Source organism: Rhodococcus sp. SORGH_AS_0303, assembly GCF_030819335.1.
Taxonomy (GTDB): Bacteria; Actinomycetota; Actinomycetes; order Mycobacteriales; family Mycobacteriaceae; genus Rhodococcoides.
This window is the reverse complement of the sequence record NZ_JAUTBO010000001.1, coordinates 2673437-2700000: the sequence shown is the minus strand read 5'-3', so window position 1 is coordinate 2700000 and position 26564 is coordinate 2673437. Positions and strand designations below refer to the sequence as shown.

Genomic DNA, 26564 nt, shown 5'->3' with positions numbered 1-26564 from the left:
GAAAAGTACCCCGGGAGGGGAGTGAAATAGTACCTGAAACCGTGCGCTTACAATCCGTCAGAGCCTTCGAGTGACTTGTCGCTGGGGGTGATGGCGTGCCTTTTGAAGAATGAGCCTGCGAGTTAGTGGTATGTGGCGAGGTTAACCCGTGTGGGGTAGCCGTAGCGAAAGCGAGTCCGAATAGGGCGTTTCAGTCGCATGCTCTAGACCCGAAGCGGAGTGATCTACCCATGGCCAGGGTGAAGCGACGGTAAGACGTCGTGGAGGCCCGAACCCACTTAGGTTGAAAACTGAGGGGATGAGTTGTGGGTAGGGGTGAAAGGCCAATCAAACTCCGTGATAGCTGGTTCTCCCCGAAATGCATTTAGGTGCAGCGTCGCGTGTTTCATCCTGGAGGTAGAGCTACTGGATGGTCTAGAGGGCCCACAAGCTTATCGAAATCAGCCAAACTCCGAATGCCAGGATGTGAGAGCGCGGCAGTGAGACTGCGGGCGATAAGGTTCGTAGTCGAGAGGGAAACAGCCCAGATCGCCGGCTAAGGCCCCCAAGCGTGTACTAAGTGGAAAAGGATGTGAAGTCGCGAAGACAACCAGGAGGTTGGCTTAGAAGCAGCCACCCTTGAAAGAGTGCGTAATAGCTCACTGGTCAAGTGATTTTGCGCCGACAATGTAGCGGGGCTCAAGTACACCGCCGAAGCCGCGGCACTCACACAACAGCCCCCGGTTCCCTTGCGAGGGTTCCGGCAGGTGTGTGGGTGGGTAGGGGAGCGTCGTGTGGCCAGGGAAGCGCCGGAGTGATCCAGGTGTGGAGGCCACGCGAGTGAGAATGCAGGCATGAGTAGCGAAAGACGAGTGAGAAACTCGTCCGCCGAATGATCAAGGGTTCCTGGGCCAGGTTAATCCGCCCAGGGTGAGTCGGGACCTAAGGCGAGGCCGACAGGCGTAGTCGATGGACAACGGGTTGATATTCCCGTACCCGTGTATCCGCGCCCATGATGAATCAGGAGTACTAACCGTCCAGAGCCGCCAGGAGCACCTTCGGGTGCCGGGTGTGGTGATGCACGGGACCTTTCCTGGTAGTAGTCAAGCGATGGGGTGACGCAGGAAGGTAGCTGAGCCAGTCAGTGGTAACACTGGTGTAAGCCTGTAGGGCGAGACCTAGGCAAATCCGGGTCTCACACAGCCTGAGAGGTGATGCATAGCCGAATGAGGCGAATTCAGTGATCCTATGCTGCCGAGAAAAGCCTCTAGCGAGCTGGTACACGGCCCGTACCCCAAACCGACACAGGTGATCAGGTAGAGAATACCAAGGCGATCGAGATAACTATGGTTAAGGAACTCGGCAAAATGCCCCCGTAACTTCGGGAGAAGGGGGACCCCTGCTGGTGATCACTCTTGCAGTGTGAGCTGGTGTGGGTCGCAGAGACCAGTGAGAAGCGACTGTTTACTAAAAACACAGGTCCGTGCGAAGTCGTAAGACGATGTATACGGACTGACGCCTGCCCCGGTGCTGGAAGGTTAAGAGGACCGGTTAGTTCCTTCGGGAGCGAAGCTGAGAATTTAAGCCCCAGTAAACGGCGGTGGTAACTATAACCATCCTAAGGTAGCGAAATTCCTTGTCGGGTAAGTTCCGACCTGCACGAATGGCGTAACGACTTCTCAGCTGTCTCAACCATAGACTCGGCGAAATTGCATTACGAGTAAAGATGCTCGTTACGCGCGGCAGGACGAAAAGACCCCGGGACCTTCACTACAGCTTGGTATTGGTGTTCGGTTCGGTTTGTGTAGGATAGGTGGGAGACTGTGAAGCATGCACGCCAGTGTGTGTGGAGTCGTTGTTGAAATACCACTCTGATCGTATTGGATACCTCAACCTCGGACCATGATCTGGTTCAGGGACAGTGCCTGGTGGGTAGTTTAACTGGGGCGGTTGCCTCCCAAAATGTAACGGAGGCGCCCAAAGGTTCCCTCAGCCTGGTTGGCAATCAGGTGTCGAGTGCAAGTGCACAAGGGAGCTTGACTGTGAGACTGACAAGTCGAGCAGGGACGAAAGTCGGGACTAGTGATCCGGCACCGGCAAGTGGAAGCGGTGTCGCTCAACGGATAAAAGGTACCCCGGGGATAACAGGCTGATCTTCCCCAAGAGTCCATATCGACGGGATGGTTTGGCACCTCGATGTCGGCTCGTCGCATCCTGGGGCTGGAGTAGGTCCCAAGGGTTGGGCTGTTCGCCCATTAAAGCGGCACGCGAGCTGGGTTTAGAACGTCGTGAGACAGTTCGGTCTCTATCCGCCGCGCGCGTCAGAAACTTGAGGAAGGCTGTCCCTAGTACGAGAGGACCGGGACGGACGAACCTCTGGTGTGCCAGTTGTTCCACCAGGAGCACCGCTGGTTAGCTACGTTCGGAAGGGATAACCGCTGAAAGCATCTAAGCGGGAAGCCTGTTCCAAGATGAGGTTTCTCACCCCCTCGAGGGGGTAAGGCCCCCGGCAGACCACCGGGTTGATAGGCCAGAACTGGAAGCCCAGCAATGGGTGCAGGTGACTGGTACTAATAGGCCGAGGACTTACCACAAAGAAGCTACGCGTCCACTGTGCAGTATCTGAGACAACACACGAGTTGGTCAGCAGATAACTGAAACCCGCACCACCGATCCATCACCAGCAGCACCGGTGACAGGAAACGTGTGTGCCTCGTGCTCTGTTGTTTCACAGAGTTTCGGTGGCCATAGCGGAGGGGAAACGCCCGGACCCATTCCGAACCCGGAAGCTAAGCCCTCCAGCGCCGATGGTACTGCACCCGACAGGGTGTGGGAGAGTAGGACACCGCCGAACAATCCGTTCCGAAAGGGGACCCATTCACATGGGTCCCCTTTCGTGTTTCTGCACTCCGATCGTGAGTGCGGCATGATGACACCACCGGTGACGAGCGGGAGAGCTCGGTCGCCGATCGATCGAAAGGAACCACCGTGCCGGAAGAGCCGTCATCGGAAGGTCGTACGTCCGATTCGGACCGCCGGCCGCCCGCGCGCGACAACCGGGCACCTCGCCGCGACAGCGCGGGGGAACGCGGGTCGTTCCGATCATCGGCCCCTCGCTCCGGTGACCGTTCCGGGAGCCAGGACGAACGTCGCCACACCGGCGACCGTGGGCGCTCCGGGGATCGATCGACGTCCGGCGACCGTCGGCAGGGTTCCGGCAGGGGCCAGGCACCCGACCGCACTCGAGGACAGGGTGCACCTCCCCGTCGTCGCGGCGGTGAAGGGAGCGCAGGTCCGCGCGCCGGCGGTGGGCGAGGCCCTGATTCTCGCGCTCCTCGTCCGGTCGAGCCCGATCTGCCGGACGACGTCGACGCGAAAGATCTCGAACCCGGGGTCCGTCGAGACCTGTTGAGCCTCGACAAGAGCAACGCGGAAGCTGTTGCACGACACATGGTCATGGTCAGTCAGCTGATCGGAGACGATCCCGCCGCAGCACTGCTGCACGCGCGAGCGGCGCGGCAGCGTGCCGGCCGCATCGCCGTGGTCCGAGAGACGGCCGGCATCGCCGCGTATCACGCAGGAGAGTGGGCGGAGGCTCTGTCCGAGCTCCGCGCCGCCCGCCGTATGGCCGGTGGGCCAGGCCTGCTGTCCGTCATGGCTGATTGTGAGCGGGGCCTCGGTCGGCCGGAGCGCGCCATCGAGCTCGGACGCAGCGACGAGGCTCGCCAGCTGACGGGTGACGATGCGTCCGAACTGCGCATCGTCGTCGCGGGTGCCCGCATGGACATGGGGCAGTACGACCAGGCGGTGGTGACGCTGCAGACTCCGGATCTCGAGGGAGATCGCACGGGGTCGGCTGCAGCGCGGCTGTACTACGCCTACGCCGACGCTCTCGTGGCCGCCGGTCGAGCGGACGACGGGGTGCAGTGGTTCCTCCGTGCCGCCGCCGCCGACGTCGAGGGTGAGACGGACGCCGAGGACCGAGTCGACGAACTGACCGGTCAGTGACCCGTCTGACCGACGCTCACGACGCCCTGCTGCTCGATCTCGACGGGACTCTGTACCGGGGTCCCGATCCGATCGACGGTGCCGTCGACATTCTCCGCGAGTGCTCCTCTCAGCTCTGCTACGTCACCAACAACGCCAGTCGGTCTCCCGCTCAGGTGGCCGAGCACCTACGCGATCTCGGTTTCCGTGCGCCCGACGAGTCGGTGGTGACGAGTTCCCAGGCGGCGGGGCGGCTTCTCGCTGGTCTCCTGCCCGCAGGTGCGTCCGTGCTGGTCGTCGGAACCGAGGCCCTCGAGGCAGAGGTGTCCGCCGCCGGCCTGGTGCCGGTTCGTACAGCGGACCCCACCCCGTCCGCGGTCGTCCAGGGACATTCCCCCGAGACGGGGTGGGCGAACATCGCCGAGGCGACCTACGCGGTCCGTGCCGGCGCACGCTGGGTGGCCACGAATGCCGACACCAGCCTGCCGACGCCTCGCGGTCTCGGGCCGGGAAACGGTGCCATGGTCGCGGCGGTCGCCGCAGCGACGGGGGCCACCCCGATCGTGGCGGGCAAGCCCGAGGCACCTCTCATGAAGGACGCGCTCGAGCGCAGCGGGTCGACCACGCCGCTGGTGGTGGGTGACCGTCTGGACACGGACATCGCGGGAGCCAACGAGGTGGGTGTGCCGTCACTCCTCGTGCTCACCGGAGTGAGCACCGTGCACGACGTGCTCACTGCCGTCCCGCACGAGCGCCCCACGTACCTCGCGTCGTCCCTGTCGGCTCTGCTCGAGGAGCCGGCCGCGTCTCTCGTTCCCTCCGAGCCTTCCGACACCTGGTCGGTGTCGCTGTCCGGTTCCGTGCTGCGAGTCGAGACCACGGGCGACGTCGACGCCGACGGCGACCTCTGGATCGAGGCACTGCGCGACGTTCTCCCCGCGGTCTGGGCGCTCGGCGGCTTCGACACCGTCGAGGGCGCGTCCGGTGCGGCTGCGGATGTCGTCGCGCGGTGGACCGCCTGACACTGACGGTCACCACCGCCGACCGACGTCGTCGGGGGTATCGGCTAGCGTTGTCCGCGATGAGCACGCCCGTTCCCCGCCCCGGTCAGCATTTGCCGTCGCACTCCGATGTCGAGGGCACGTCCGTCGATCCCGACGCCGTCGTCTCGGCTGTCGACGCGCTGGTCGCCGAGGCTGACGTGGCGGCGTCGGCGCCGTTCGGCGAGGGTACGGACGACCCGCACGGCCTGGTCACGCTGACGCGGCAGGCCCGCATCCTCGACCGCGCGCACGAGGTACTCGTCGACGCGCTCGCGTCCGTGGACAAGAACTGACATGGCTCGTCGCGCTCGGGTGGACGCGGAACTCGTCCGCCGCGGTCTGGCCCGATCTCGGGATCACGCCTCGGAGCTCATCTCGGACGGTCGAGTGCTGATCGCCGGCACCGTGGCCACGAAGCCCGCCACCGCGGTCGAGCCCGGCACGGCGCTACGGGTCACCGAGGTCTCCGACGAGGTGTCGTGGGCCTCTCGAGGTGCACACAAGCTACTGGGCGCGCTCGCCGCCTTCGAGCCGCGCGGTGTCACGGTGGAGGGCGCGCGGTGTCTCGACGCGGGTGCGTCCACCGGTGGGTTCACCGACGTGCTGTTGTCCAAGGGTGCACGCGAGGTCGTGGCGGTCGACGTAGGCTACGGACAGTTGGTGTGGCGGCTACGGACCGACGAGCGGGTGCGAGTCCTCGACCGTACGAACGTCCGCGGCATCGATGCCGAGGCCATCGGCGGGCCGGTCGACCTCGTGGTCGCCGACCTGTCCTTCATCTCGTTGGCTCTCGTACTCCCGGCGTTCGCCGCGTGTGCCCGTCCGGGTGCCAGCATCCTCCCGATGGTCAAGCCCCAGTTCGAGGTCGGCAAGGATCGCGTCGGTGCAGGGGGAGTGGTCCGCGATCCCGCCCTGCGCGCAGATGCGGTGCTGGGAGTCGCGCGCGCCGCGGCCGACCTGGGCCTGGTCACGTCCGGTGTGGAGCCGAGCCCACTGCCCGGTCCGTCCGGCAACGTCGAGTACTTCCTGTGGCTCACCGTTCCGGGTCCGGACGACGATCCCAGCACAGCCCAGTCGACGTCCGTCGAGCAACTGGTGTCCGACGCCGTGGAGAAGGGGCCTCAGTGAGCGAGTCGACCGTGCCCGAGCGCACCATCCTGCTCGTCGCGCATCCGGGTCGCCCGGACATCGAGCAGACGGCTCTGCGCGCGGCGAAGGTGTTCCACGATCACGGGATCGCCCTGCGCGTGCTCGTCGACGAGCACGACACGTCGCGGTTGGAGTCGACGTCGGGGATCGACGCGCTCTCCACACCGCAGTCCGACGTCTCCGTCGTGGAGTTCGGTCCGTCGGCGGCGGTGGGCTGCGAGCTCGTCCTGGTCCTCGGCGGCGACGGAACCTTTCTGCGCGCTGCGGAACTCGCGCGGGTGGCGTCCATCCCGGTGCTCGGCGTGAACCTGGGACGCATCGGATTCCTCGCCGAGGCGGAGGCCGACGATCTCGAGGAGACCCTGGCCATCGTGGTGCGCCGCGAGTACCGCATCGAACCGCGGATGACGCTGGACATCACCGTGCACGTCGACGGCGAGATCATCGAACGTGGGTGGGCGCTGAACGAGGCCAGTATCGAGAACGGGTCGCGGCTCGGGGTGCTCGAGGTGGTGCTCGAGGTGGACGACCGTCCGGTGTCCTCGTTCGGGTGCGACGGTGTTCTGCTGTCGACCCCCACCGGGTCCACCGCCTATGCGTTCTCGGCCGGTGGTCCGGTCGTGTGGCCGGAGCTCGAGGCGATCCTCGTCATCCCCAGTAACGCCCACGCGCTGTTCGCGCGGCCGCTGGTGACCAGTCCCGAGTCACACATCGCCATCGAGACCTTCGACGGTGGACACGACGCGGTGGTCTTCTGCGACGGCAGGCGCACCCTGCGCCTGCCCGCCGGTGCTCGCGTCGAGGTGGTGCGAGGATGTGAGCCGATCAAGTGGATCCGGCTCGACTCCGCGCCGTTCGCCGATCGACTCGTACACAAGTTCGCCTTGCCGGTCACCGGCTGGCGGGGGAGGGTGACGTAACCGACGTGTTGTCCGAAATTCGTATCGACGGCCTGGGAGTCATCGCCGAGGCGACGGCGTCGTTCTCGGAGGGCCTGACGGTGCTCACCGGTGAGACCGGTGCCGGCAAGACGATGGTCGTCACCAGCCTGCATCTGCTCTCCGGCGCGCGCGCCGACGCCGGGCGTGTCCGTGTCGGCGCCGACCGCGCGGTGGTCGAGGGTCGTTTCACCACCGACCACGTCACCGACCAGGTCCGCGGCGACGTGGAGCAGTTGCTCGAGTCCACCGGCGGTCGGCGCGACGAGGACGACAGCATCATCGCCCTCCGGACGGTCGGCAGCGACGGCCGATCACGTGCTCATCTCGGCGGCCGCAGTGTGCCCGCAGGCGTCCTGTCGGAGTTCACCGGATCGTTGCTCACGGTGCACGGACAGAACGATCAACTGCGTCTGCAACGCAGCGATCAGCAGTTGGCCGCTCTGGACCGCTTCGCTGCGGACGCCATCGGGCCGCTGCTCGAGACGTACCGCACTCGCCGCTCGCAGTGGGTCGCTGCGGTGACCGAACTGCGGGAGCGGACGGAGAAGGCTCGCGAACTCGCGCGCGAGGCGGACCAGCTCACGTTCGCCCTGAACGAGATCGACGCGGTCGCACCGGCACCGCACGAGGACACCGACATCGCGGCGACCGTCCGGCGGCTCAGCGATCTCGACTCGCTCCGCGATGCGGCGTCCGCCGCGCACACGGCGCTCACCGGTGGCGACGACCCCGGCGACGTGTCCGTCATGGCGCTGTTGGGCGAGGCCCGCGATCGACTCGCCTCGACCGACGACGAGATTCTCTCGGCCGTCGGCCCACGTCTCGCCGAGGCTATCGCGGTGGTGACCGACGTCGGAGCCGAGCTCACCTCGTACCTCGAGGATCTGCCCGCCGATCCGGAGTCACTGGACACGCTGCTCTCGCGTCAAGCGGAGCTCAAGAGTCTGACTCGCAAGTACGCCGCCGACGTGGACGGAGTGCTCGCGTGGGCGGAGGACGCACGAACCCGCCTGACGGGACTGGACGTCTCCGCCGACGCCGTGGCAGCGCTGACCGAGCGCGTCTCCACCACCGGTGCAGCGACCGCCGAGGTCGCACGCAAGCTGTCGGCCGCGCGGGCGAAGGCTGCGGCGAAACTGTCCAAGGCGGTCAGCGCCGAACTCGCCGGCCTGGCGATGGGCAAGGCCAAGCTGGACGTCGAGGTGCGCCCCCGCGCTGCGGGTGCGGACGATCGGTCGGCGCTGTCCGTCGACGGAACCGCGCTGCACGCCGGGTCGACCGGCACCGACGAGATCGAGTTCCGTCTGTCCGCGCACAGCGGTGCGCAGTCGCTGCCGCTCAACAAGAGCGCGTCCGGCGGTGAGCTCTCCCGCGTGATGTTGGCGCTCGAGGTGGTCCTCGCGCGATCGGATGCCGGAGCGACCATGGTCTTCGACGAGGTCGATGCCGGCGTGGGTGGTCGCGCCGCCGTGGAGATCGGCAAGCGGCTGGCACGCCTGGCCAGGACGCACCAGGTCATCGTCGTGACGCACCTCCCGCAGGTCGCGGCGTTCGCCGACACGCACCTGGTGGTGAACAAGACCGACGGAAAACGCGGCGGCCCCAACAGTGGTGTGCGCACTCTGACGGATTCCGAGCGTGTCGTGGAACTCGCGCGCATGCTCGCCGGGCTCGACGACACCGAGACCGGCCGGGCACATGCCGAGGAACTGTTGCGCACCGCGACGGCGGAACGGGAGTCCGCGACCGCCTGAGAGCGATGTGCTGGTGTGACTCATGTGAATGATGTGGTAATTGTTACGGCGCGCCTCCGCCGATGCTGCCGTGTTGTTGTCCATCATCGTGTGCATGAAGATGCCGGCTCTGCTCTCGCGTAGTCATGACTCACTTCCCGGAGTCACGGGAATCGCTCGGGTCGATCGCTCCACGGCCAAGCTCCTGCGCCGTGTCGGTCCCGGAGACATCGTCGTTCTCGACGAACTCGACCTCGACCGGATCACCGCCGACCTGCTGGTACAGGCCGGCGTGACGGCCGTGGTCAACGCCTCCGCCTCGATCTCGGGGCGCTACCCCAATCTCGGTCCGGAGGTGCTCGTCGCCAACGGCATCGAGCTCATCGACGAGGTGGGCTCCGACGTCTTCAAGAAGGTCAAGGACGGTTCGAAGATCCGCCTGCACGACGGCAACGTGTACGCCGGGGAGCGACGTCTCGCCACCGGCACCGAGCAGTCCGAGGCCGACATCTCCGACCGCATGATCGAGGCCAAGTCCGGTCTGATCGATCACCTGGAAGCGTTCTCGGGCAACACGATCGAGTTCATCCGCACCGAGTCGCCGCTGCTGATCGACGGCGTCGGAGTGCCCGAGGTGGACGTCGACATGAACGGTCGTCACGTCGTGGTCGTCGCCGAGGGCACCGACCACGTGGCCGATCTCAAGTCGCTCAAGCCGTTCATCAAGGAGTACTCGCCGATCCTCATCGGTGTCGGCGCCGGCGCCGACACGCTGTCGGAGGCGGGATACCGCCCCGACCTGATCGTCGGCGACCCGGACGACGTGAGCAGCCGCACGCTGAAGTCCGGCGCCGAGGTGGTGCTCCCCGCCGATTCCGACGGCCACGCCAAAGGCCTCGAGCGCATCCAGGACCTGGGCATCGGAGCCATGACGTTCCCGGCCACGGGCACCCCGGCGGACCTCGCGCTCCTGCTCGCCGACCACCACGGCGCCTCACTCATCGTCACGGTCGGATGTGCCGCGTCGCTCGACGAGTTCTTCGACGCCAGCAAGCGCGCGGACACACCGTCGACGTTCATGACCCGACTCAAGGTCGGTCCGAAACTGGTGGACGCCAAGGCCATGGCGACGTTGTACCGCAGCCGGGTCTCCGGTGGCGCGGTGGCGCTGCTCGTCCTCGCAGCCCTCATCGCCGTCATCGCGGCGCTCGTCGTGACCAACGGCAGCGGTGCGACTCTGGACTGGGCGATCGAGACCTGGAACAGCTTCGCCCTGTGGGTGCAGGGGCTGCTTCAGTGATTTCGCTTCGTCAGCACACCATCTCGTTGATCGCGGTGTTCCTGGCGCTCGCGGTCGGAGTCGTCCTCGGCTCCGGCCTGCTGTCCGGTCGAGTGCTGTCCGGACTGCGCGACGACCGGGACGATCTGCAGACCGAGGTGAACGACCTGCAGTCGGCGAACAACGCACTCGGTGAGCAACTCAACGCCGCCGACGGTTTCGACGCGGCCGTCGCGACCCGGGTGGTCGCGGGAGCGCTGGCCGACCGCACCGTCGTGCTGGTCACCACGCCCGACGCAGACCCCGCCGACGTGGAGGGTGTGCAGCGCACCATCGCCGACGCGGGCGGGTCGGTGACCGGACGAGTGGGGCTCACCGAGGCGTTCGTGTCCGCCGCCAGCGGCGACGATCTCCGCACGCGCCTCACCAACGTGGTTCCCGCGGGCGCGCAACTGCGTACGGGATCGGTGGATCAGGGCAGCCTCGCGGGCGATCTGCTCGGTACGGTGCTGTTGCTGAACGCACAGACCGCCCAACCGCAGAGCACGCCGGAGGAACTGGGCCTGGCCCTCGACACCCTGCGCGGCGGCGGCTTCATCACGTACGACGACGGTGCCGTGGCACCGGCACAGCTCGCGGTGGTGGTCTCCGGACAGGCCGCCGACTCGGGTGAGGACGGCAACCGCGGCGCGATCGTGGCTCGCTTCGCCGGCGCTCTGGACGGACGCGGAGCCGGAACCGTGCTCGCGGGCCGTGCCGGTTCGGCCGAGGGCAGCGGTCCCATCGCGGTGGTGCGGTCGGATTCCGCCCTCGCAGCCGGGACCAGCACCGTCGACGACGTCGATCGCACGTCGGGGCGCATCACCGTCGCCTTGGCACTCGGTGAGCAGCTCGCCGGTGGTACGGGTCGGTACGGAACGGGTCCTGCCGCGACGGCCGTGACGGTGGGGGCGACCCCGAGCTAGGTACTCCAGCCGTCGTCGCCCGCGTGGTGTCGACCGAACTCGCGTGAAGGTGTTACCGTGAAGTCCCGTGGGTCGGCCAGGTTCCGAACCACTCGATGTTGAGCGATTCGCTCGCTGTCACCATCGGGTCGCACCGTCACGGGAGTCTCTTTGCAGTCACGCATTCACACGCGGGCCGACATCAAGCACATCTTCGTCAGCGGCGGCGTCGCGTCGTCGCTCGGCAAGGGGCTCACGGCCTCGAGCCTCGGTCAGCTTCTCACCTCACGTGGCCTTCGCGTCACGATGCAGAAGCTCGATCCCTACCTCAACGTCGATCCCGGAACGATGAACCCGTTCCAGCACGGCGAGGTCTTCGTCACCGAGGACGGCGCGGAGACCGACCTCGACGTCGGCCACTACGAGCGGTTCCTCGATCGGGATCTCTCCGGATACGCCAACGTGACCACCGGCCAGGTGTACTCCACGGTGATCGCCAAGGAGCGTCGCGGCGAGTACCTCGGCGACACCGTCCAGGTCATCCCGCACATCACCGACGAGATCAAGGCCCGCATCCTCGCGATGCGCGGACCGGATCTGCAGGGCCAGGAGCCCGACGTCGTCATCACCGAGATCGGTGGCACCGTCGGCGACATCGAGTCGCAGCCCTTCCTCGAAGCGGCGCGTCAGGTCCGCCACGACGTCGGCCGGGAGAACGTCTTCTTCCTCCACGTCTCGCTCGTTCCGTTCCTCGCGCCCTCGGGTGAGCTCAAGACCAAGCCGACGCAGCACTCGGTGGCGGCGTTGCGCAGCATCGGTATTCAGCCCGACGCGCTGATCCTGCGATCAGACCGCGACGTGCCGCAGGCCCTCAAGGCGAAGATCGCGCTCATGTGCGACGTGGACGTCGACGGGTGCATCTCCACACCCGACGCGCCCTCCATCTACGACATCCCGCGCGTGCTGCACGGCGAGGGTCTCGACGCGTACGTCGTGCGGCAGCTCGGACTGCCGTTCCGGGACGTCGACTGGACCGTGTGGGGAACCCTCCTCGAGCGAGTGCACCAGCCTCGTGAGACGGTGCGCGTCGCCCTGGTCGGCAAGTACGTCGATCTGCCCGACGCCTACCTGTCGGTGACCGAGGCGCTGCGGGCCGGCGGTTTCGCCAACCGCGCGAAGGTCGAACTCGTGTGGGTGCAGTCCGACGACTGCGACACCGCGGCCGGCGCCAAGCTGGCGCTCGCCGACATCGACGCCGTGGTGATTCCCGGCGGCTTCGGCATCCGCGGTATCGAGGGCAAGCTCGGCGCGATCACCCACGCCCGGACGCACAAGATCCCGACGCTCGGGCTCTGCCTGGGTCTGCAGTGCATGGTCATCGAGGCGGCGCGGTCCGTCGGTCTCACCGATGCCAACTCGGCCGAGTTCGAGCCCGAGACGACACAGCCGGTCATCTCGACGATGGCGGACCAGGAGCAGGCGGTCGCCGGCGAGGCGGACCTGGGCGGCACGATGCGCCTCGGGGCCTACCCCGCCACGCTCACCAAGGGATCGGTGGTGTCGCAGGCCTACGGCAGCGAGTCCGTCTCCGAGCGTCACCGCCATCGCTACGAGGTCAACAACAGCTACCGCGACCGCATCGCGGAGAGTGGACTGCAGTTCAGCGGCACGTCCCCGGACGGCCACCTGGTCGAGTTCGTCGAACTGCCGCGGAGCGCGCATCCGTTCTTCGTCGGCACGCAGGCGCATCCCGAACTCAAGAGCCGGCCGACGCGGCCGCACCCGCTCTTCGCGTCGCTGATCTCCGCTGCGCTCTCGTACAAGTCCGAGGAGCGGCTGCCCGTCGACGTCCACGGCGACGAGTCCGACACGGCGCAGCCGGCCGAACCCGCCGCGACGAAGGCCTGACCATGGCCGATCGTCACGAGTTCGAGATCCTCGAATCGTCCGTCGAGTACCAGGGTGCGATTCTCGCGCTCCGGCTCGACCAGGTGACGATGCCCGGCGGTCGTCGGGCCGAACGTGAGGTCGTCGAGCATCACGGTGCGGTCGCCGTGGTCGCGCTGGACGACGACGAGCGCATCGTGCTGATCAGCCAGTACCGGCACCCTCTGGGGCGTCGCCTGCTCGAGCTTCCCGCGGGTCTGTTGGACGAGCCGGGGGAGGATCCCGTCGAGGCCGCGAAGCGTGAGCTGACCGAGGAGACGGGGCTCGCCGCGGCGTCCCTGTCGTTGCTGGTCGACGTGGCGGCGTCACCCGGGTTCACGGACGAGACCGTGCGGATCTACCTGGCCGACGAGGTGACCGAGGTCGATCGACCGGAGGCTCACGACGAGGAAGCCGACATCGAGCTCGTCCGCGTCCCGGTGGACGAGGCGGTGTCGCGCGTGTTCAGCGGCGAGATCGTGAACGCGTCGGCGGTGGCTGGAATCCTGGCGCTGGCGGCGGTGCGGTCACGCTCGGTTCCGTTGCGGCCGAGCGATGCACCCTGGCGTGATCGACCCACCGCGTTCGAGAAGCGCAAGGGCGCGCATGGCAGCTGACTCGCCGGGCGAGGTGATCGCGACCTATCTCGATCACCTCGCCGTCGAGCGCGGGTCAGCTCGCAACACCATCACCTCGTACCGCCGCGACCTCTCGCGCTACGCCAGCCATCTGGGTGAACTCGACCGGAACAGTCTCCGCGACGTCACCGAGGTGGACGTCGCGGAGTTCGTGACGGCCCTCCGGTCCGGCAACGAGCTGTTCCCGCCGCTCGCGGCGAGCAGCGCCGCGCGCACGGTCATCGCGGTTCGCGGAGTCCACCGCTTCGCGCTGGCCGAGGGCATCGTCGACGTCGACGTCGCTGCCGGGGTCAAACCGCCGGCGCCGGGCCGCCGGCTCCCGAAGTCGCTCTCCGTCGAGCAGGTGTTCGCGCTCCTCGATGCCGTCGCCGGGGAGGCCGCGGACACCCCGCGCGGTCTTCGCGACCGGGCGCTGCTCGAGCTCCTCTACTCCACCGGTGCGCGCATCTCCGAGGCCGTGGGACTCGACGTCGACGACATCGACTCCGACTCGCGGTCCGTGGTCCTGCACGGCAAGGGCGGCAAGGAGCGCATCGTGCCCATCGGCCGTCCCGCACTCGACGCCGTCGACGCGTACCTCGTCCGTGGTCGACCCGCACTGGTGTCACAGGGCACGCCCGCGCTTCTGCTGAACGTGCGGGGCGGCCGGTTGTCACGCCAGAGCGCGTGGCAGGTCCTGCAGACCGCGGCGGAGCGCGCCGGGATCGGAGCCAGCGTCTCCCCGCACACGTTGCGGCACTCCTTCGCGACCCACCTGCTCGACGGCGGCGCGGACGTACGTGTGGTGCAGGAACTTCTGGGTCACGCCTCGGTGACCACCACGCAGATCTACACACTGGTCACCGTCACGACGTTGCGCGAAGTGTGGGCCGAGGCGCATCCGCGCGCACGGTAGCGTGTCCGCACGAAGCTGCACCCGACACGCGGTAGCGTTCAGGGGAACTGCAGCACGAGGTGAGGATGGAGGTCCGGTGGTGTCAGCGGCGCACGACGACGGAGCACTGTTCCGCACTCGTCAGCCCGAACCGGAACATCCGACCCTGGCCCACCCGTCGGGCATGGGTCCGACGGGGCGCCCGTATCGCGACATCCCGGATCCGCAGCCGCTGTCCTCGCACGGACCGGCGACGGTCATCGCGATGTGCAACCAGAAGGGCGGCGTCGGCAAGACCACGTCGACCATCAATCTGGGTGCGTCGCTGGCCGAGTACGGACGCCGAGTCCTGCTGGTCGACCTCGATCCGCAGGGCGCGCTCTCCGCGGGTCTCGGTGTGCCACACCACGAGTTGGACCTCACGGTGCACAACCTGCTGGTGGAGCCGCGGGTAGCGATCGACGACGTCCTCATGCGTACGCGGGTGGACGGGATGGACCTGCTCCCCAGCAACATCGACCTCTCCGCGGCCGAGATCCAACTGGTCACCGAGGTCGGCCGCGAGCAGACGCTGGGACGCGTGCTGCACCCGATTCTCGATCGCTACGACTACGTCCTCATCGACTGCCAGCCGTCGCTCGGCCTGTTGACCGTCAATGCCCTCGCGTGCGCCGATTCCGTGCTCATCCCGATGGAGTGCGAGTACTTCAGTCTGCGCGGACTCGCGTTGCTCAACGACACCGTCGACAAGGTGCGCGATCGTCTCAATCCGCGGCTGAAGCTCGAGGGCATCGTGGTCACGATGTTCGACGCCCGCACGCTGCACTCGCGAGAGGTCATGAATCGCGTGGTCGAGGTGTTCGGTGACGTCGTCTTCGACACCGTCATCACGCGCACCGTGCGTTTCCCGGAGACGAGCGTCGCCGGCGAGCCGATCACCACGTGGGCGCCGAAGTCCGCGGGTGCCGACGCGTACCGGTCGTTGGCCCGCGAGGTCATCCACCGGGACACCCGCACCCCAGTCTTGACCGACGGGACGGTCGTGACGGACACGCCGGTCGGGGACGCGCCGACGCCCACCGGATTCCAGGTGCGGCTCACCAACTTCGAAGGCCCGTTCGACCTGTTGCTGACCCTGATCGGGCAGCACCGACTCGACGTCACCGAGGTCGCACTGCACACCGTCACCGACGACTTCATCGCGTACACCCGCGCGATGGGCGCGGAGATGGGTCTCGACCAGACCACCGAGTTCCTGGTGGTCGCGGCGACCCTGCTGGACCTCAAGGCCGCTCGCCTCCTGCCGTCGGGCGAGGTGGACGACGCCGAGGACCTGGCACTGCTCGAGGTGCGGGACCTGCTGTTCGCCCGGCTGCTGCAGTATCGGGCCTACAAACAGGTGGCTCAGTTGTTCGGCGAACTGGAGAACGCCGCGCTGCGGCGCTATCCGCGATCGGTCTCGCTCGAGGACTCGTTCGCGTCGCTGCTGCCGGAGGTGTTGCTCGGTGTGGATCCGCGCCGCTTCGCCGAGATCGCCGCGGCGGCGTTCACCCCGCGCGAGGTGCCGACGGTCGGTCTCGGCCATCTCCACGCGTCGGCGGTGTCGGTCCCGGAACACGCGCGGGCGATCCTGGCGATGCTGCGCGACCGCGGAATGGGTGAGTGGGCGACGTTCGCCGACCTGGTCCGCGACTGCGAGGTCACCGTCGAGGTGGTCGCACGGTTCCTCGCGCTGCTCGAGCTGTATCGCGAGAAGGTCGTCGCGTTCGAACAACCCGAGGCGCTGGGCGATCTCGCGGTCACCTGGACCGGCGACGACGACGCTGCCGACATCGACCGGATGGACGTCTCGAGGATGGAGGACTACGGATGACAGCGAGCGAGGACGCTCCCGACGCCCTGTCGGACGCCGAGGTGCGCGCGGCGCTCGAGTCGGTGCTGCTCGTCGTCGACACTCCGGCATCCGTCGCGCAGCTCGCCTCCGCCCTGGACTGTGACGAAACGCGCATCCGGCCAGGCGCTGACCGCCATGGCCGCCGACCTCACCGCCCGCGGCAGTGGCATCGACCTGCGGTTCGCCGGCGACGGGTGGCGTTTCTACACCCGCACCGAGTACGCGCCCTATGTCGAACGGCTCCTCCTCGACGGTGCGCGGTCCAAGCTCACCCGAGCGGCACTGGAAACCCTCGCTGTGATCGCCTATCGTCAACCGGTTACCCGCGCACGAGTCAGTGCTGTGCGCGGAGTGAACGTGGACGGCGTGATGCGCACTCTCCTCGCGAGAGGTCTCATCGCCGAGGCGGGTCCCGACCCGGACTCTGCGGCGACGCAGTACGTCACCACGGAAATGTTCCTCGAACGGTTGGGGTTGGCGTCACTGTCCGACCTCCCCGAACTTGCTCCGCTGCTTCCGGGCGTGGACATGATCGACGACATCAGCGACAGCATGGACTCCGATCCGCGGGTCCTGCGTGCCGAGCGTCGACGAGAGAACACCGAGTCGAACTCGACCACCGAGTTCGGCACCGACACCACAGACGAATAGGTAAGAAACGTGAACGACTCCGCTCGCCGTGATGGCACACCGGACCGGGACGGCGCATCCGACGCCTCCACTCCCGAACGACAGAAGAAGCGCCCCAACAAGAAGGTCGCCGCTGCTGCGTACAGCAAGCGCACCGAGAGCCGTAAGCCCGGCGGCAAATCCGGGTACCCCCGGGTGGCTCCCAAGAACAGCGGCTCCAAGCCCGGCAAGTCGCCGAAGCCGGAGCGCAAGACGACGGCTGCTCCGACCATCAGCAACGCCAAGCCCGCCCGCCACCAGCACACCGACGGCCCGCGGCCGCACGTGGCTCCTGAGGACGGTGTGCGCTTGCAGAAGGTGCTCGCCCAGGCAGGTGTCGCGTCGCGTCGCGCCGCCGAGCAGCTCATCGACGAGGGACGCGTCGAGGTCGACGGCCGCATCGTCACCGAGCAGGGTGTCCGCGTCGACCCCGAGGTCGCGGTCGTGCGGGTGGACGGCACCCGTGTCGTCATCAAGGCCGATCTGGTCCACATCGCGCTGAACAAGCCGCGCGGATGGCAGTCCACGATGTCGGACGACCTCGGTCGGCCCTGCATCGGCGACATCGTCTCGGAGCGGGTCCAGGCAGGACAGCGGCTCTTCCACGTCGGCCGACTCGATGCCGACACCGAAGGCTTGATCCTGCTCACCAACGACGGCGATCTGGCCCACCGGCTGATGCATCCCTCCTTCGAGGTGTCCAAGACGTACCTCGCCACGGTGCAGGGTGTCCTGGACCGCGACGCGGGCAAGAAGCTGCGTTCCGGAGTCGAACTCGACGACGGACCGGCGAAGGTGGACTCCTACGCGGTGCTCGACGTGAACGAGGGCAAGACGCTCGTGAAGGTCGTGCTGCACGAGGGTCGCAAGCACATCGTGCGCCGACTGTTCGACTCGGTCGGGTTCCCGGTGAAACGCCTGGTGCGCACCGACATCGGGGCCGTCGCTCTCGGCGACCAGCGACCCGGCACGCTGCGGGTGCTCGGTCGCGGCGAGGTCGGCAGCCTGTACGGGGCGGTCGGCCTGTGACCGCGTCGGAGGATCGACTGATCGTCGCGATGGACGGCCCGTCCGGTACCGGCAAGTCGTCCGTCTCCCGCCTGTTGGCGACCCGGCTCGGTGCGTCCTACCTCGACACCGGTGCGATGTACCGCGCGGCGACGGCATGGGTGCTGACGAACGACGTCGATCCCGGAGACGCGGACGCCGTCGCTGCGCTCACCGAGTCCATCGACCTCTCCATCGGCACCGATCCCACGGGGGAGCGGGTCGAGGTGTCGGGCGAGGACGTCACCGGTCCGATCCGCGGGTCCGCCGTGACGGCGGCCGTCTCCGCGGTGTCCGCCGTTCCCGCAGTGCGCGAGAAACTCGTTGCGCTGCAACGAGAGATCGCGGACACTGCCGGTCGGATCGTCGTGGAGGGTCGCGACATCGGCACCGTCGTCCTCACCGACGCACACATCAAGATCTATCTGACCGCGTCCGCGGAGACGCGCGCCACGCGTCGTAACGACCAGAACATCGCCGAGGGCCGCGGGGACGACTACGACGCCGTGCTCGCCGACGTCCAGCGTCGGGACCACGCGGACTCCACACGTGCCACGTCCCCGCTGCGACCCGCGGACGACGCGGTCACCGTGGACACCAGCGACCTCGACAAGGACGCGGTGATCGACGAATTGATGCGTCTGGTCACCGAGCGTCTGGACATCCGGCGTCCGACTCATGCCCCGGAAGGAGCACGCTCATGAGCGACAACACATTCGACACGCTCGACGCGACCGAGGTCTACGCCTCGGACGGCATCTGGTCCGAGGAGTCGGACTGGGAGGACATCGACTTCGAGGGTGACGGCGAGGCCGAGGCCGAGGTCGCCGTTCCCACCCTCGCCGTCGTCGGTCGGCCCAACGTGGGCAAGTCCACGCTCGTCAACCGCATCATCGGCCGCCGCGAGGCCGTGGTGGAGGACGTTCCCGGCGTCACCCGCGACCGTGTCTCGTACGAGGCCAACTGGTCCGGACGTCGATTCATGGTGCAGGACACCGGCGGCTGGGAGCCCGACGCCAAGGGGATGCAGCAGTCGATCGCCCGGCAGGCCGAGATGGCGATGCAGACAGCGGACGCCATCCTGCTCGTCGTCGACGCCGTCGTCGGTGCGACGGCGACGGACGAGGCCGTGGCACGAGTCCTGCGTCGGTCGAAGACGCCGGTCATCCTGGTGGCCAACAAGGTCGACGACGAGCGCACGGAATCCGAAGCGGCACTGCTGTGGTCGCTGGGTCTCGGTGAGCCCCGTCCGGTCAGTGCGACGCACGGCCGCGGTACGGGCGATCTGCTCGACGACGTCCTGGCAGTCCTGCCCGAGACGCCCCGCGAGGGAACCGGTGTCGCCGGCCCTCGTCGTGTCGCCCTGGTCGGCAAGCCGAACGTGGGCAAGTCCAGCCTGCTGAACAAGCTCACCGGCGACGAGCGATCGGTCGTGCACGACGTCGCCGGCACCACCGTCGACCCGGTGGACTCACTGGTGGAACTGGGCGGCAAGGTGTGGCGTTTCGTCGACACCGCGGGGTTGCGCAAACGCGTCAGTCACGCCAGCGGCGCCGAGTTCTACGCCTCGCTCCGCACCAAGGGCGCCATCGACGCGGCCGAGGTCGCGATCCTGCTGCTCGACGCGTCCGAGGTCATCTCCGAGCAGGACCTGCGGGTGCTCTCGATGGTCGCCGACGCCGGCCGCGCGCTGGTCATCGCGTTCAACAAGTGGGACCTCGTCGACGACGACCGTCGTGGCCAGCTCGAGAAGGAGATCGACCGGGACCTGATGCGCGTGCCGTGGGCGCAGCGCGTCAACGTCTCGGCCAAGACCGGTCGTGCGGTGCAGAAGCTCGTGCCCGCTCTGGAGACGTCGCTCGCGTCGTGGGACAAGCGCATCTCGACCGGTCAGCTGAACTCCTGGCTCAAGGAGGTCGTGGCCGCGACGCCGCCGCCGATGCGTGGTGGTCGACTGCCGCGCGTCATGTTCGCCACGCAGGCGAGCACGCGGCCGCCGACGTTCGTGCTGTTCACCACCGGTTTCCTCGAGGCCGGGTACCGCCGGTTCCTCGAGCGCCGACTGCGTGAGGAGTTCAACTTCGACGGCAGTCCGGTGCGGATCTCGGTGCGTATCCGGGAGAAGCGGGACCGCAAGAAGAAGTAGGCGACTGCCCCGGTGGTGCTGCTGAGGCGATTGGCGTCCAGCGTCGCCACTGGGGTAGTGTTTGCTCGTTCCCTTCGGGGCACACACGATCCCTTTCGAGGGATCGCGGGCTGTGGCGCAGCTTGGTAGCGCACCTGACTGGGGGTCAGGTGGTCGCAGGTTCAAATCCTGTCAGCCCGACACAGAAATGGCTCCGGACGGTTGTCCGGGGCCATTTTCCATGTTCGCGTCCAGTGCGGTGCGCGCGGAGGCCGCGCCCGTGGTCGTCGACTTCCTCGGCAGCTGAGAGAGCCTGCCGTGGGAGAATGACGGGCGTACATCACCCGTCAGGAGTGCGCGAAGGAGGGCAGCGGCGGTGTCTTCCTCCCCGGCGATGAGCCGTCGAGAACGGAACAAGCAGGACAAGCTCGACCGCATCACCACGGCGGCACGCGACCTCTTCGCCGAGTACGGCGTGAGTGAGGTGACCACACAACAGGTCGCCGACCGCGCCGACGTGGGAACCGGAACGGTCTTCCTGTACGCGAAGAACAAGGGTGAACTGCTTCTTCTGGTGCAGAACTCGGATTATGCGCGCGCGCTCGAGCGGGGCATCGCCGCGGCCGCCCACGTCGTGGACCCGGTCGAGGCCGTCATGGCCGTCCTCAGGCCGGTCGTCGAGTGCAACCGCAAGCAGATCGAGAACGGCCGGACCTATCAGCGAGAGGTCGTGTTCGGTGAAGACACGGAACCTCATCGTCGTGAAGCGTTGTCACTCGCCGCGCGGACCGAGGCGGTCGTCGCGGAGATCCTCGGCCGCGACGACGACGACGCGACGCACCACCCGGACCGGCAGGTGCAGGCCCACATCGTCTCCGCCATCCTGTTTCTCAGCATGGCTCTGACGGCGAACGCGACCAAGAGTGTCGCGGACGTGGCGGCAGAGATCGAGATGCAGATCGGTGTCCTGCTCGGCCGTTGACGCCACTCGCGGCGTGTCGAACATGAAGGAACCTTCATCGTCGTCTCATGGGACGGTCATGGACCCCCGGCATAGTTGCTGTCATGCGCTCCTCCCGCCCACTCGCCGCGGCCGCCGTCCTGGTGGCCATCGCGTGCGTTCTCGTCGCCGGGGTCCTGGTGACGCGATCACCGGCGCCACGCCTCGACCCCTCGCCCGTCGTGGTGAGTGTGGCGCCGGAGCCGACGCCCGAGGTGATCGCTCCCACACTTGATGTCCCGTCTGCCTCTCCCGCGCCCGCGCCGGCCGCTCCCGCTCCGATCACACCGCCGCCAGTTCAGGCTCCAGTGCAGGCACCGCCGATCGTCGACTTCTCCGACGACGACGCGGACGACGCGGACGACGGCAATGACGGCGCCGACGACGTCGACGACGTCGACGGCGGTGACGACGATGAGTGACGCCGCCGGTGTCTCGGCTCGCCGTGGATCGGCACTTCCGGCACGGTGGAAGATCACCGCCTGGATCATGTTGACGACCCTTCTTCTGTTGGTGGTCGTGCTGGTGACCGCCCGCAATCTGCTGTTGCGCGACGTCGACGTGCGCGCCAACGGGGACGTCGCGCAGGAAGCCGAGGAGTTCCGGACCTTCGCGTCCGAGGGGGTCGATCCCACGACGACGCAGCCGTTCGTCTCGGTGGAGCGGCTTCTCGAGGTGTACCTCGCCCGGCAGTCGGCCGGCACGGGTGAAGTGATGTTCGGCGTCGTGGGCGACTCGGTACTGACTCAGCCCGGCGTCGATGTGCCGACCGTGCTCGCACCGGGGTCACCGATCCTGACGACGATCGTGCAGTCGGCCGAACCCGCCGGAGTGCTGGACACCGACAACGGCGAGATGCGGTGGGGGCACGTCGTCATCGACGACGCGACCGGCCGCGCCGGCACGTTCGTCGTCACGGCGTTCACCGGTGCGAACCGTGATCTCGTCGATCGGACCATGCGAACCATGGCAGTGGTCGGCGCCGTCGGACTGCTGCTGACGACAGGAATCGCGTATCTCGTCGCCGGTCGCATTCTCGCTCCCGTCCGCACGGTGCGCACGGTCGCGGCCGAGATCGGGGAGACGGATCTGACCGCGCGCGTCCCGGTCCACGGGCGCGACGACATCTCCGATCTCGCCGAGACGTTCAATGCGATGCTCGACCGGCTGGAGCAGGCGTACACCACCCAGCGACAGTTCGTCGACGATGCCGGACACGAACTGCGCACGCCGATCACGATCGTCCGGGGGCATCTCGAGCTCATGTCGGAGGACCCGGAGGAGCGGCGGCGTACGTTGGCGCTCGTCGACAGCGAGCTCGCCCGCATGGGGCGGATCGTCAGCGATCTGCTCATGTTGGCCAAGGCCGAGCAGCCCGATTTCGTCGTGCCCGCCCCCGTCGATGCGGCGCAACTCGTCCTCGACATCGAGTCGAAGGTGCAGACGCTCGGCGATCGGCAGTGGTTGCTGATGCAGGTCGCGGAGGGCTCGTGTGTTCTGGACGCCCAGCGCGTCACGCAGGCCATGGTCCAGCTCGCGGCCAACGCCGTCGGACACACCCAGGACGGGAGCCGCATCCGGCTCGGATCGACCTTCCACGACGACGGGGACGCTCGACGGTTGTCGCTGTGGATCGCCGACGACGGGCCCGGTGTCCGCCCCGAGGACGCGCCCGTCATCTTCGACCGTTTCCAACGCGGATCGCCCGCCGACCGGACGTCACCGGCAGCGCGGTCGGGAGCCGGCCTCGGACTCGCCATCGTCCGTGCCATCGCCGACGCCCACGGCGGCTCCGCCTGGGTGCGCAGTGTGCACGGCGAGGGGGCGACGTTCGGCCTCGACCTCCCGGCTCCGGGCCACAGCCCGCGGTCCGAGACCGGCCCGGCGCCCACGACAGACGATGCACTCACGAAGGAGATCCGATGAGCCGAATCCTGATCGCGGAGGACGACATCCACATCGCCTCCTTCGTCGGCAAGGGTCTGCGGGCCGCCGGGTACACCACCGAGCACGTCGCCGATGGCGAGACCGCGCTCATGATGGCGCGTGGCGGTGGCTTCGACATGGTGGTGCTCGACATCGGCCTGCCGGCGATGGACGGGTTCACGGTGCTCCGACAGTTGCGCGGCGAGGGTGTGTCGACACCCGTGGTGGTCCTGACCGCTCGGGACAGCGTGCGCGACACCGTTGCCGGGCTCGAGGGCGGCGCCAACGACTACATGACCAAGCCCTTCCAGTTCGCCGAGCTCCTCGCACGGGTACGCCTGCGGTTGCAGGACGACACCGCAGGTTCGGCGGACAACTCGCTGACCTCGGGGGACCTTCGTCTCGATCTGCGGTCACGCCGTGTGCACGTGGGGGAGTCGGTCGTCGATCTGACGGCGCGCGAGTTCGCTCTGCTCGAGACGTTCCTGCGCCACCCCGACCAGGTGCTGTCCCGTGAGCAGATCCTCGGGCAGGTGTGGGGATACGACTTCGATCCGGCCTCGAACGTGGTCGACGTCTACGTGCGTGCGTTGCGCGCGAAGATCGGCGCCGAGCGTGTGGAGACCGTGCGCGGGATGGGATACCGCGTCCGATGACCGTCACCGAGTTCGCGACGACGCCGCCCGGGCGGCGTACTCCCACCAGTCCTGTCCGGACCCGGACGCCGCGGCGAGTTCCGACGCCGTCGCCGCGGACCCTCGTCAGTGCCGTCATTCTCGCGGTGCTCGCCGTCGGTGTCGTCCTGGCAGGAGTGGCCGGCGATCTGACCGCACACGGGACCATCACGGTGCTGGTCTTCCTCGTCGCGGTGTGGATGTGGATCTTCTCGCCCCTCGACGACACCCACGTCGCTCTGGGCGCCGCTCTGACGTTGGTGATCCTGGGTCCCGTGTCCACCGAGACCTTCACGCGCACACTGGGTGACACCGTGATCTGGCTGTTGGTCGGGTCGTTCGTCATCGCCGCGGCGGTGACGGCCAGCGGCCTGTCCGCTCGGGTTGCGGCACGCGTGCTGTCGGTCGCCCGGTCGCCGCGGCAGCTCGTCCATCTGGTCACCCTCGTGCTGCTCCTGACGACCTTCGCGATCCCGTCGACGTCGGGCCGGGCTGCGCTCGCGCTGCCGGTGTTCCTCGCTCTGGCGACCGTTCTGCGTGAACGGCCCCGAGTGGTGCTGACGCTGTCCCTGGTCTTCCCCGCGGTGATCCTCTGCTCCGCGGTCGGGTCGCTGCTGGGGGCCGGCGCGCACCTCATCACCAGCGAGATCGTGCGCACGACGACCGGATCGGGCATCGGGTTCCTGCAGTGGGCGATTCTCGGACTGCCGCTCGCGATCGTGTGGTCGCATCTCGCGGCGGAGATCGCGCTGTCCCTGTTCACCGATCGAGCGGAGCGACGCCGACCGCTCTCGGTGACACGCGACGCGTTCGGCGGGTCCGCCGGACCACTCACCGTCCCGCAGAAGCGTGTCCTGCTCGTCCTGGTCGCCGTCGTGACCCTGTGGTGCACCGAGCCGGTGCACGGTGTCGAACCGGCCATCGTCGCGATGATCGGCGCACTGCTCGCGTCGGCACCGTTCGTCGGGGCCACCACGCTGCCTGCTGCCGTCCGCACCATCCCGTGGAGCCTGCTGCTCTTCATGGCCGGAACACTGTGTCTCGGAGTGGCGCTGACCACGACGGGTGCCGCCGAGTGGTTCGCCGACCTGGTCTTCGGGCCCATCAGCGCGCTCGGGTCGTCCGCCGCGACCGTGTTCGTGGTCGTACTGGTGCTGGTGTCGCTGCTGTCCCACCTCGTGGTCCAGTCACGGTCCGCCCGCTCCGCGGTGCTCGTCCCCGTCGTCGTCGCCACTGCGCCGGTGCTCGGCATCGATCCCGCCGCCGCGGCGTTCGCTTCCACCGCTGCCGCCGGCTTCTGCCTCACCCTCACCAGTTCGGCCAAACCGGTGGCGATGTTCGCCGCGAGCGACTCCGTCCCGGGGTTCTCGACAGGCCACCTTCTCCGCCTGTCCGCCGCGGTCGCCCCGGTGTCCGTCGCTCTCGTTCTCGTCTGCTCGGTATGGCTGTGGCCTGCCCTCGGTCTTCCGCTGTACCTGCCCTGACTGCTCCCACCCCTATCTCAGGAGAACCATGTCCACACGAGTTCCCCAGCGCATCCTCGTCGCCCCCAGCGGTTTCAAGGAGAGCCTCTGCGCCGAGTCCGTCGCGTCCGCCATCGCATCGGGGGTGCGGCGCGCACTACCCGGAGTTCGGGTCGACACCGCGCCCATCGCCGACGGCGGTGAGGGAACGGCACGCACACTGGCGGCCGCGACGCGCGGCACCCTCCACGAGACGACGGTCGTCGGACCGGTGGGGGAGCCGGTGCCCTCGCACTGGGCCCGACTCGGTGGCTCCGAGCGCTCCGTCGCCGTGGTGGAGATGGCGGCTGCGGCGGGGCTCTCCCTCGTACCGCACGATCGGCGCGATCCCGGCGCGACCACCACCTACGGTGTCGGCCAGCTCATGGCCGCGGCGCTCGACGCGGGCGCGGACACGATCCTGGTGGGTTGCGGCGATTCCGGCACCTGCGACGGGGGAGCCGGAGCACTGCAGGCGCTCGGCGCCAGGATCCTCGACGTGCAGGGCCGTGAGATCGGCCGCGGCGGTCGAGAACTGATCCGGGCGCACCACCTCGATCTGACGGCGCTGCATCCCCGTCTCGCCGAGGTCGACGTCGTGCTCGCGTGCAATCCGCACAACGTACTGTGCGGACCCAGCGGTGTCGCCCGCGTGTTCGGACCGCAGAAGGGGGCGTCCCCGGATCAGGTCGAGGAACTCTCTGCTGCCTTTGACAATTGGGCTCGTATCCTCGAGCGGGACGGTGTGGCCGCCGGCGATGTGGCGACCGGAGCGGGCACGGGAGCGTCGGGCGGACTGGGTGCAGGACTCGAGGCCGGGGTCGGGGCGCAGTTGCGGTCCCGCTTCGATGCGTTGCTGGACTCGGGCCTGTCGGGAATCGACCTCGACCGCCGAATCCGCAAGGCGGACCTCGTCATCACTGCCGAAGGGTCCATCGACTTCCAGACCCCGCGTGGCAAGGTCCCGGCGGAGGTGGCGCGGCGCTGCCAGCAGTTCGGCGTGCCGGTGATCGCGTTGGCGGGATCACTCGGTCGCGGAGCGCCGGCTGTGCACGACGTGGGCATCGCTGCCATCGCGTCCATCATCACGGTGCCGATGCCGTTGTCCGAGGCGGTCGCGAACGGCGAGCGGTTGCTCACCGACGCCGCCGAACGGACCATGCGCATGATCCTGCTCGGTGGTGCGGTCTCCGCTCGATCCGGTAATCGGAGTCGCAAGAAGTCGGCGTGAGGC

Annotated in this window: 21 protein-coding genes, 1 tRNA gene, 2 rRNA genes and 2 pseudogenes (1 of these 26 cut by a window edge); all 26 read left to right on the top strand. The window is 67.8% G+C overall.

Going from position 1 to position 26564, the window contains the following annotated elements; genetic code table 11:
- A 23S ribosomal RNA gene (locus QE449_RS12705) occupies positions 1–2573 on the top strand (it extends 563 nt beyond the left edge of the window).
- A gap of 143 nt (positions 2574–2716) precedes the next feature.
- A 5S ribosomal RNA gene (gene rrf / locus QE449_RS12700) occupies positions 2717–2833 on the top strand.
- A gap of 134 nt (positions 2834–2967) precedes the next feature.
- A complete protein-coding gene (locus QE449_RS12695; protein ID WP_373425223.1) occupies positions 2968–3987 on the top strand; it encodes a hypothetical protein in 1020 nt (339 codons plus the stop codon).
- The gene (locus QE449_RS12690) at positions 3984–4988 is read left to right on the top strand and encodes an HAD-IIA family hydrolase (protein WP_307108917.1); all 1005 of its coding nucleotides are present in this window, start codon (positions 3984–3986) and stop codon (positions 4986–4988) included. Before QE449_RS12695 ends, QE449_RS12690 begins: the two co-directional genes overlap by 4 nt.
- A gap of 59 nt (positions 4989–5047) precedes the next feature.
- The gene (locus QE449_RS12685) at positions 5048–5302 is read left to right on the top strand and encodes a hypothetical protein (protein WP_222631329.1); all 255 of its coding nucleotides are present in this window, start codon (positions 5048–5050) and stop codon (positions 5300–5302) included.
- 1 nt (position 5303) lies between these two features.
- A complete protein-coding gene (locus QE449_RS12680; RefSeq protein ID WP_056444390.1) occupies positions 5304–6137 on the top strand; it encodes a TlyA family RNA methyltransferase in 834 nt (277 codons plus the stop codon).
- Positions 6134–7078, top strand: a complete 945-nt coding sequence (locus QE449_RS12675; protein WP_027505467.1) for an NAD kinase — start codon at positions 6134–6136, stop codon at positions 7076–7078. Before QE449_RS12680 ends, QE449_RS12675 begins: the two co-directional genes overlap by 4 nt.
- A 5-nt stretch (positions 7079–7083) precedes the next feature.
- A complete protein-coding gene (gene recN, locus QE449_RS12670) occupies positions 7084–8853 on the top strand; it encodes a DNA repair protein RecN (RefSeq protein ID WP_307108916.1) in 1770 nt (589 codons plus the stop codon).
- 94 nt (positions 8854–8947) lie between these two features.
- The gene (gene steA, locus QE449_RS12665) at positions 8948–10132 is read left to right on the top strand and encodes a putative cytokinetic ring protein SteA (RefSeq protein WP_027505465.1); all 1185 of its coding nucleotides are present in this window, start codon (positions 8948–8950) and stop codon (positions 10130–10132) included.
- Positions 10129–11076 (top strand): copper transporter, encoded by a 948-nt coding sequence (locus tag QE449_RS12660; protein WP_027505464.1) that lies wholly within the window; start codon positions 10129–10131, stop codon positions 11074–11076. The genes steA and QE449_RS12660 overlap by 4 nt, the downstream gene beginning before the upstream one ends.
- Before the next feature lie 150 nt (positions 11077–11226).
- Positions 11227–12963, top strand: coding sequence for a CTP synthase (locus tag QE449_RS12655; RefSeq protein WP_222632474.1), 1737 nt, complete (start codon positions 11227–11229; stop codon positions 12961–12963).
- Positions 12960–13598, top strand: coding sequence for an NUDIX hydrolase (locus tag QE449_RS12650; RefSeq protein ID WP_056444399.1), 639 nt, complete (start codon positions 12960–12962; stop codon positions 13596–13598). The genes QE449_RS12655 and QE449_RS12650 overlap by 4 nt, the downstream gene beginning before the upstream one ends.
- Positions 13588–14514, top strand: coding sequence for a site-specific tyrosine recombinase XerD (gene xerD, locus QE449_RS12645; protein ID WP_222631321.1), 927 nt, complete (start codon positions 13588–13590; stop codon positions 14512–14514). Before QE449_RS12650 ends, xerD begins: the two co-directional genes overlap by 11 nt.
- Positions 14515–14620: 106 nt before the next feature.
- Positions 14621–15508, top strand: a pseudogene (locus tag QE449_RS12640) (ParA family protein); the annotation flags it as partial.
- Between the two features lie 27 nt (positions 15509–15535).
- Positions 15536–16366, top strand: a complete 831-nt coding sequence (locus QE449_RS12635; RefSeq protein WP_307109718.1) for a ScpA family protein — start codon at positions 15536–15538, stop codon at positions 16364–16366.
- Positions 16363–17038: pseudogene (gene scpB, locus QE449_RS12630) on the top strand (SMC-Scp complex subunit ScpB). The gene QE449_RS12635 and the pseudogene scpB overlap by 4 nt, the downstream one beginning before the upstream one ends.
- 9 nt (positions 17039–17047) lie before the next feature.
- Entirely contained in the window at positions 17048–18085 is a 1038-nt protein-coding gene (locus QE449_RS12625; RefSeq protein WP_081821205.1) for a pseudouridine synthase, read from the top strand.
- Between the two features lie 29 nt (positions 18086–18114).
- Positions 18115–18807 (top strand): (d)CMP kinase, encoded by a 693-nt coding sequence (gene cmk / locus QE449_RS12620; protein ID WP_307109717.1) that lies wholly within the window; start codon positions 18115–18117, stop codon positions 18805–18807.
- A complete protein-coding gene (gene der / locus QE449_RS12615) occupies positions 18804–20249 on the top strand; it encodes a ribosome biogenesis GTPase Der (RefSeq protein WP_056444408.1) in 1446 nt (481 codons plus the stop codon). The genes cmk and der overlap by 4 nt, the downstream gene beginning before the upstream one ends.
- A 106-nt stretch (positions 20250–20355) precedes the next feature.
- Positions 20356–20429, top strand: a tRNA-Pro gene (locus tag QE449_RS12610).
- A 175-nt stretch (positions 20430–20604) separates the two neighbouring features.
- On the top strand, positions 20605–21210 hold the full coding sequence (locus QE449_RS12605; RefSeq protein ID WP_307108915.1) for a TetR/AcrR family transcriptional regulator: 606 nt from the start codon (positions 20605–20607) through the stop codon (positions 21208–21210).
- Between the two features lie 83 nt (positions 21211–21293).
- Entirely contained in the window at positions 21294–21650 is a 357-nt protein-coding gene (locus tag QE449_RS12600) for a hypothetical protein (protein ID WP_307108914.1), read from the top strand.
- A complete protein-coding gene (locus tag QE449_RS12595; protein WP_307109716.1) occupies positions 21643–23154 on the top strand; it encodes an ATP-binding protein in 1512 nt (503 codons plus the stop codon). Before QE449_RS12600 ends, QE449_RS12595 begins: the two co-directional genes overlap by 8 nt.
- Positions 23151–23810, top strand: a complete 660-nt coding sequence (locus QE449_RS12590; protein WP_056444417.1) for a response regulator transcription factor — start codon at positions 23151–23153, stop codon at positions 23808–23810. The genes QE449_RS12595 and QE449_RS12590 overlap by 4 nt, the downstream gene beginning before the upstream one ends.
- Positions 23807–25312 (top strand): SLC13 family permease, encoded by a 1506-nt coding sequence (locus QE449_RS12585; RefSeq protein ID WP_307108913.1) that lies wholly within the window; start codon positions 23807–23809, stop codon positions 25310–25312. Before QE449_RS12590 ends, QE449_RS12585 begins: the two co-directional genes overlap by 4 nt.
- Before the next feature lie 28 nt (positions 25313–25340).
- The gene (locus tag QE449_RS12580) at positions 25341–26561 is read left to right on the top strand and encodes a glycerate kinase (RefSeq protein WP_307108912.1); all 1221 of its coding nucleotides are present in this window, start codon (positions 25341–25343) and stop codon (positions 26559–26561) included.
- Positions 26562–26564 lie beyond the last annotated feature (3 nt).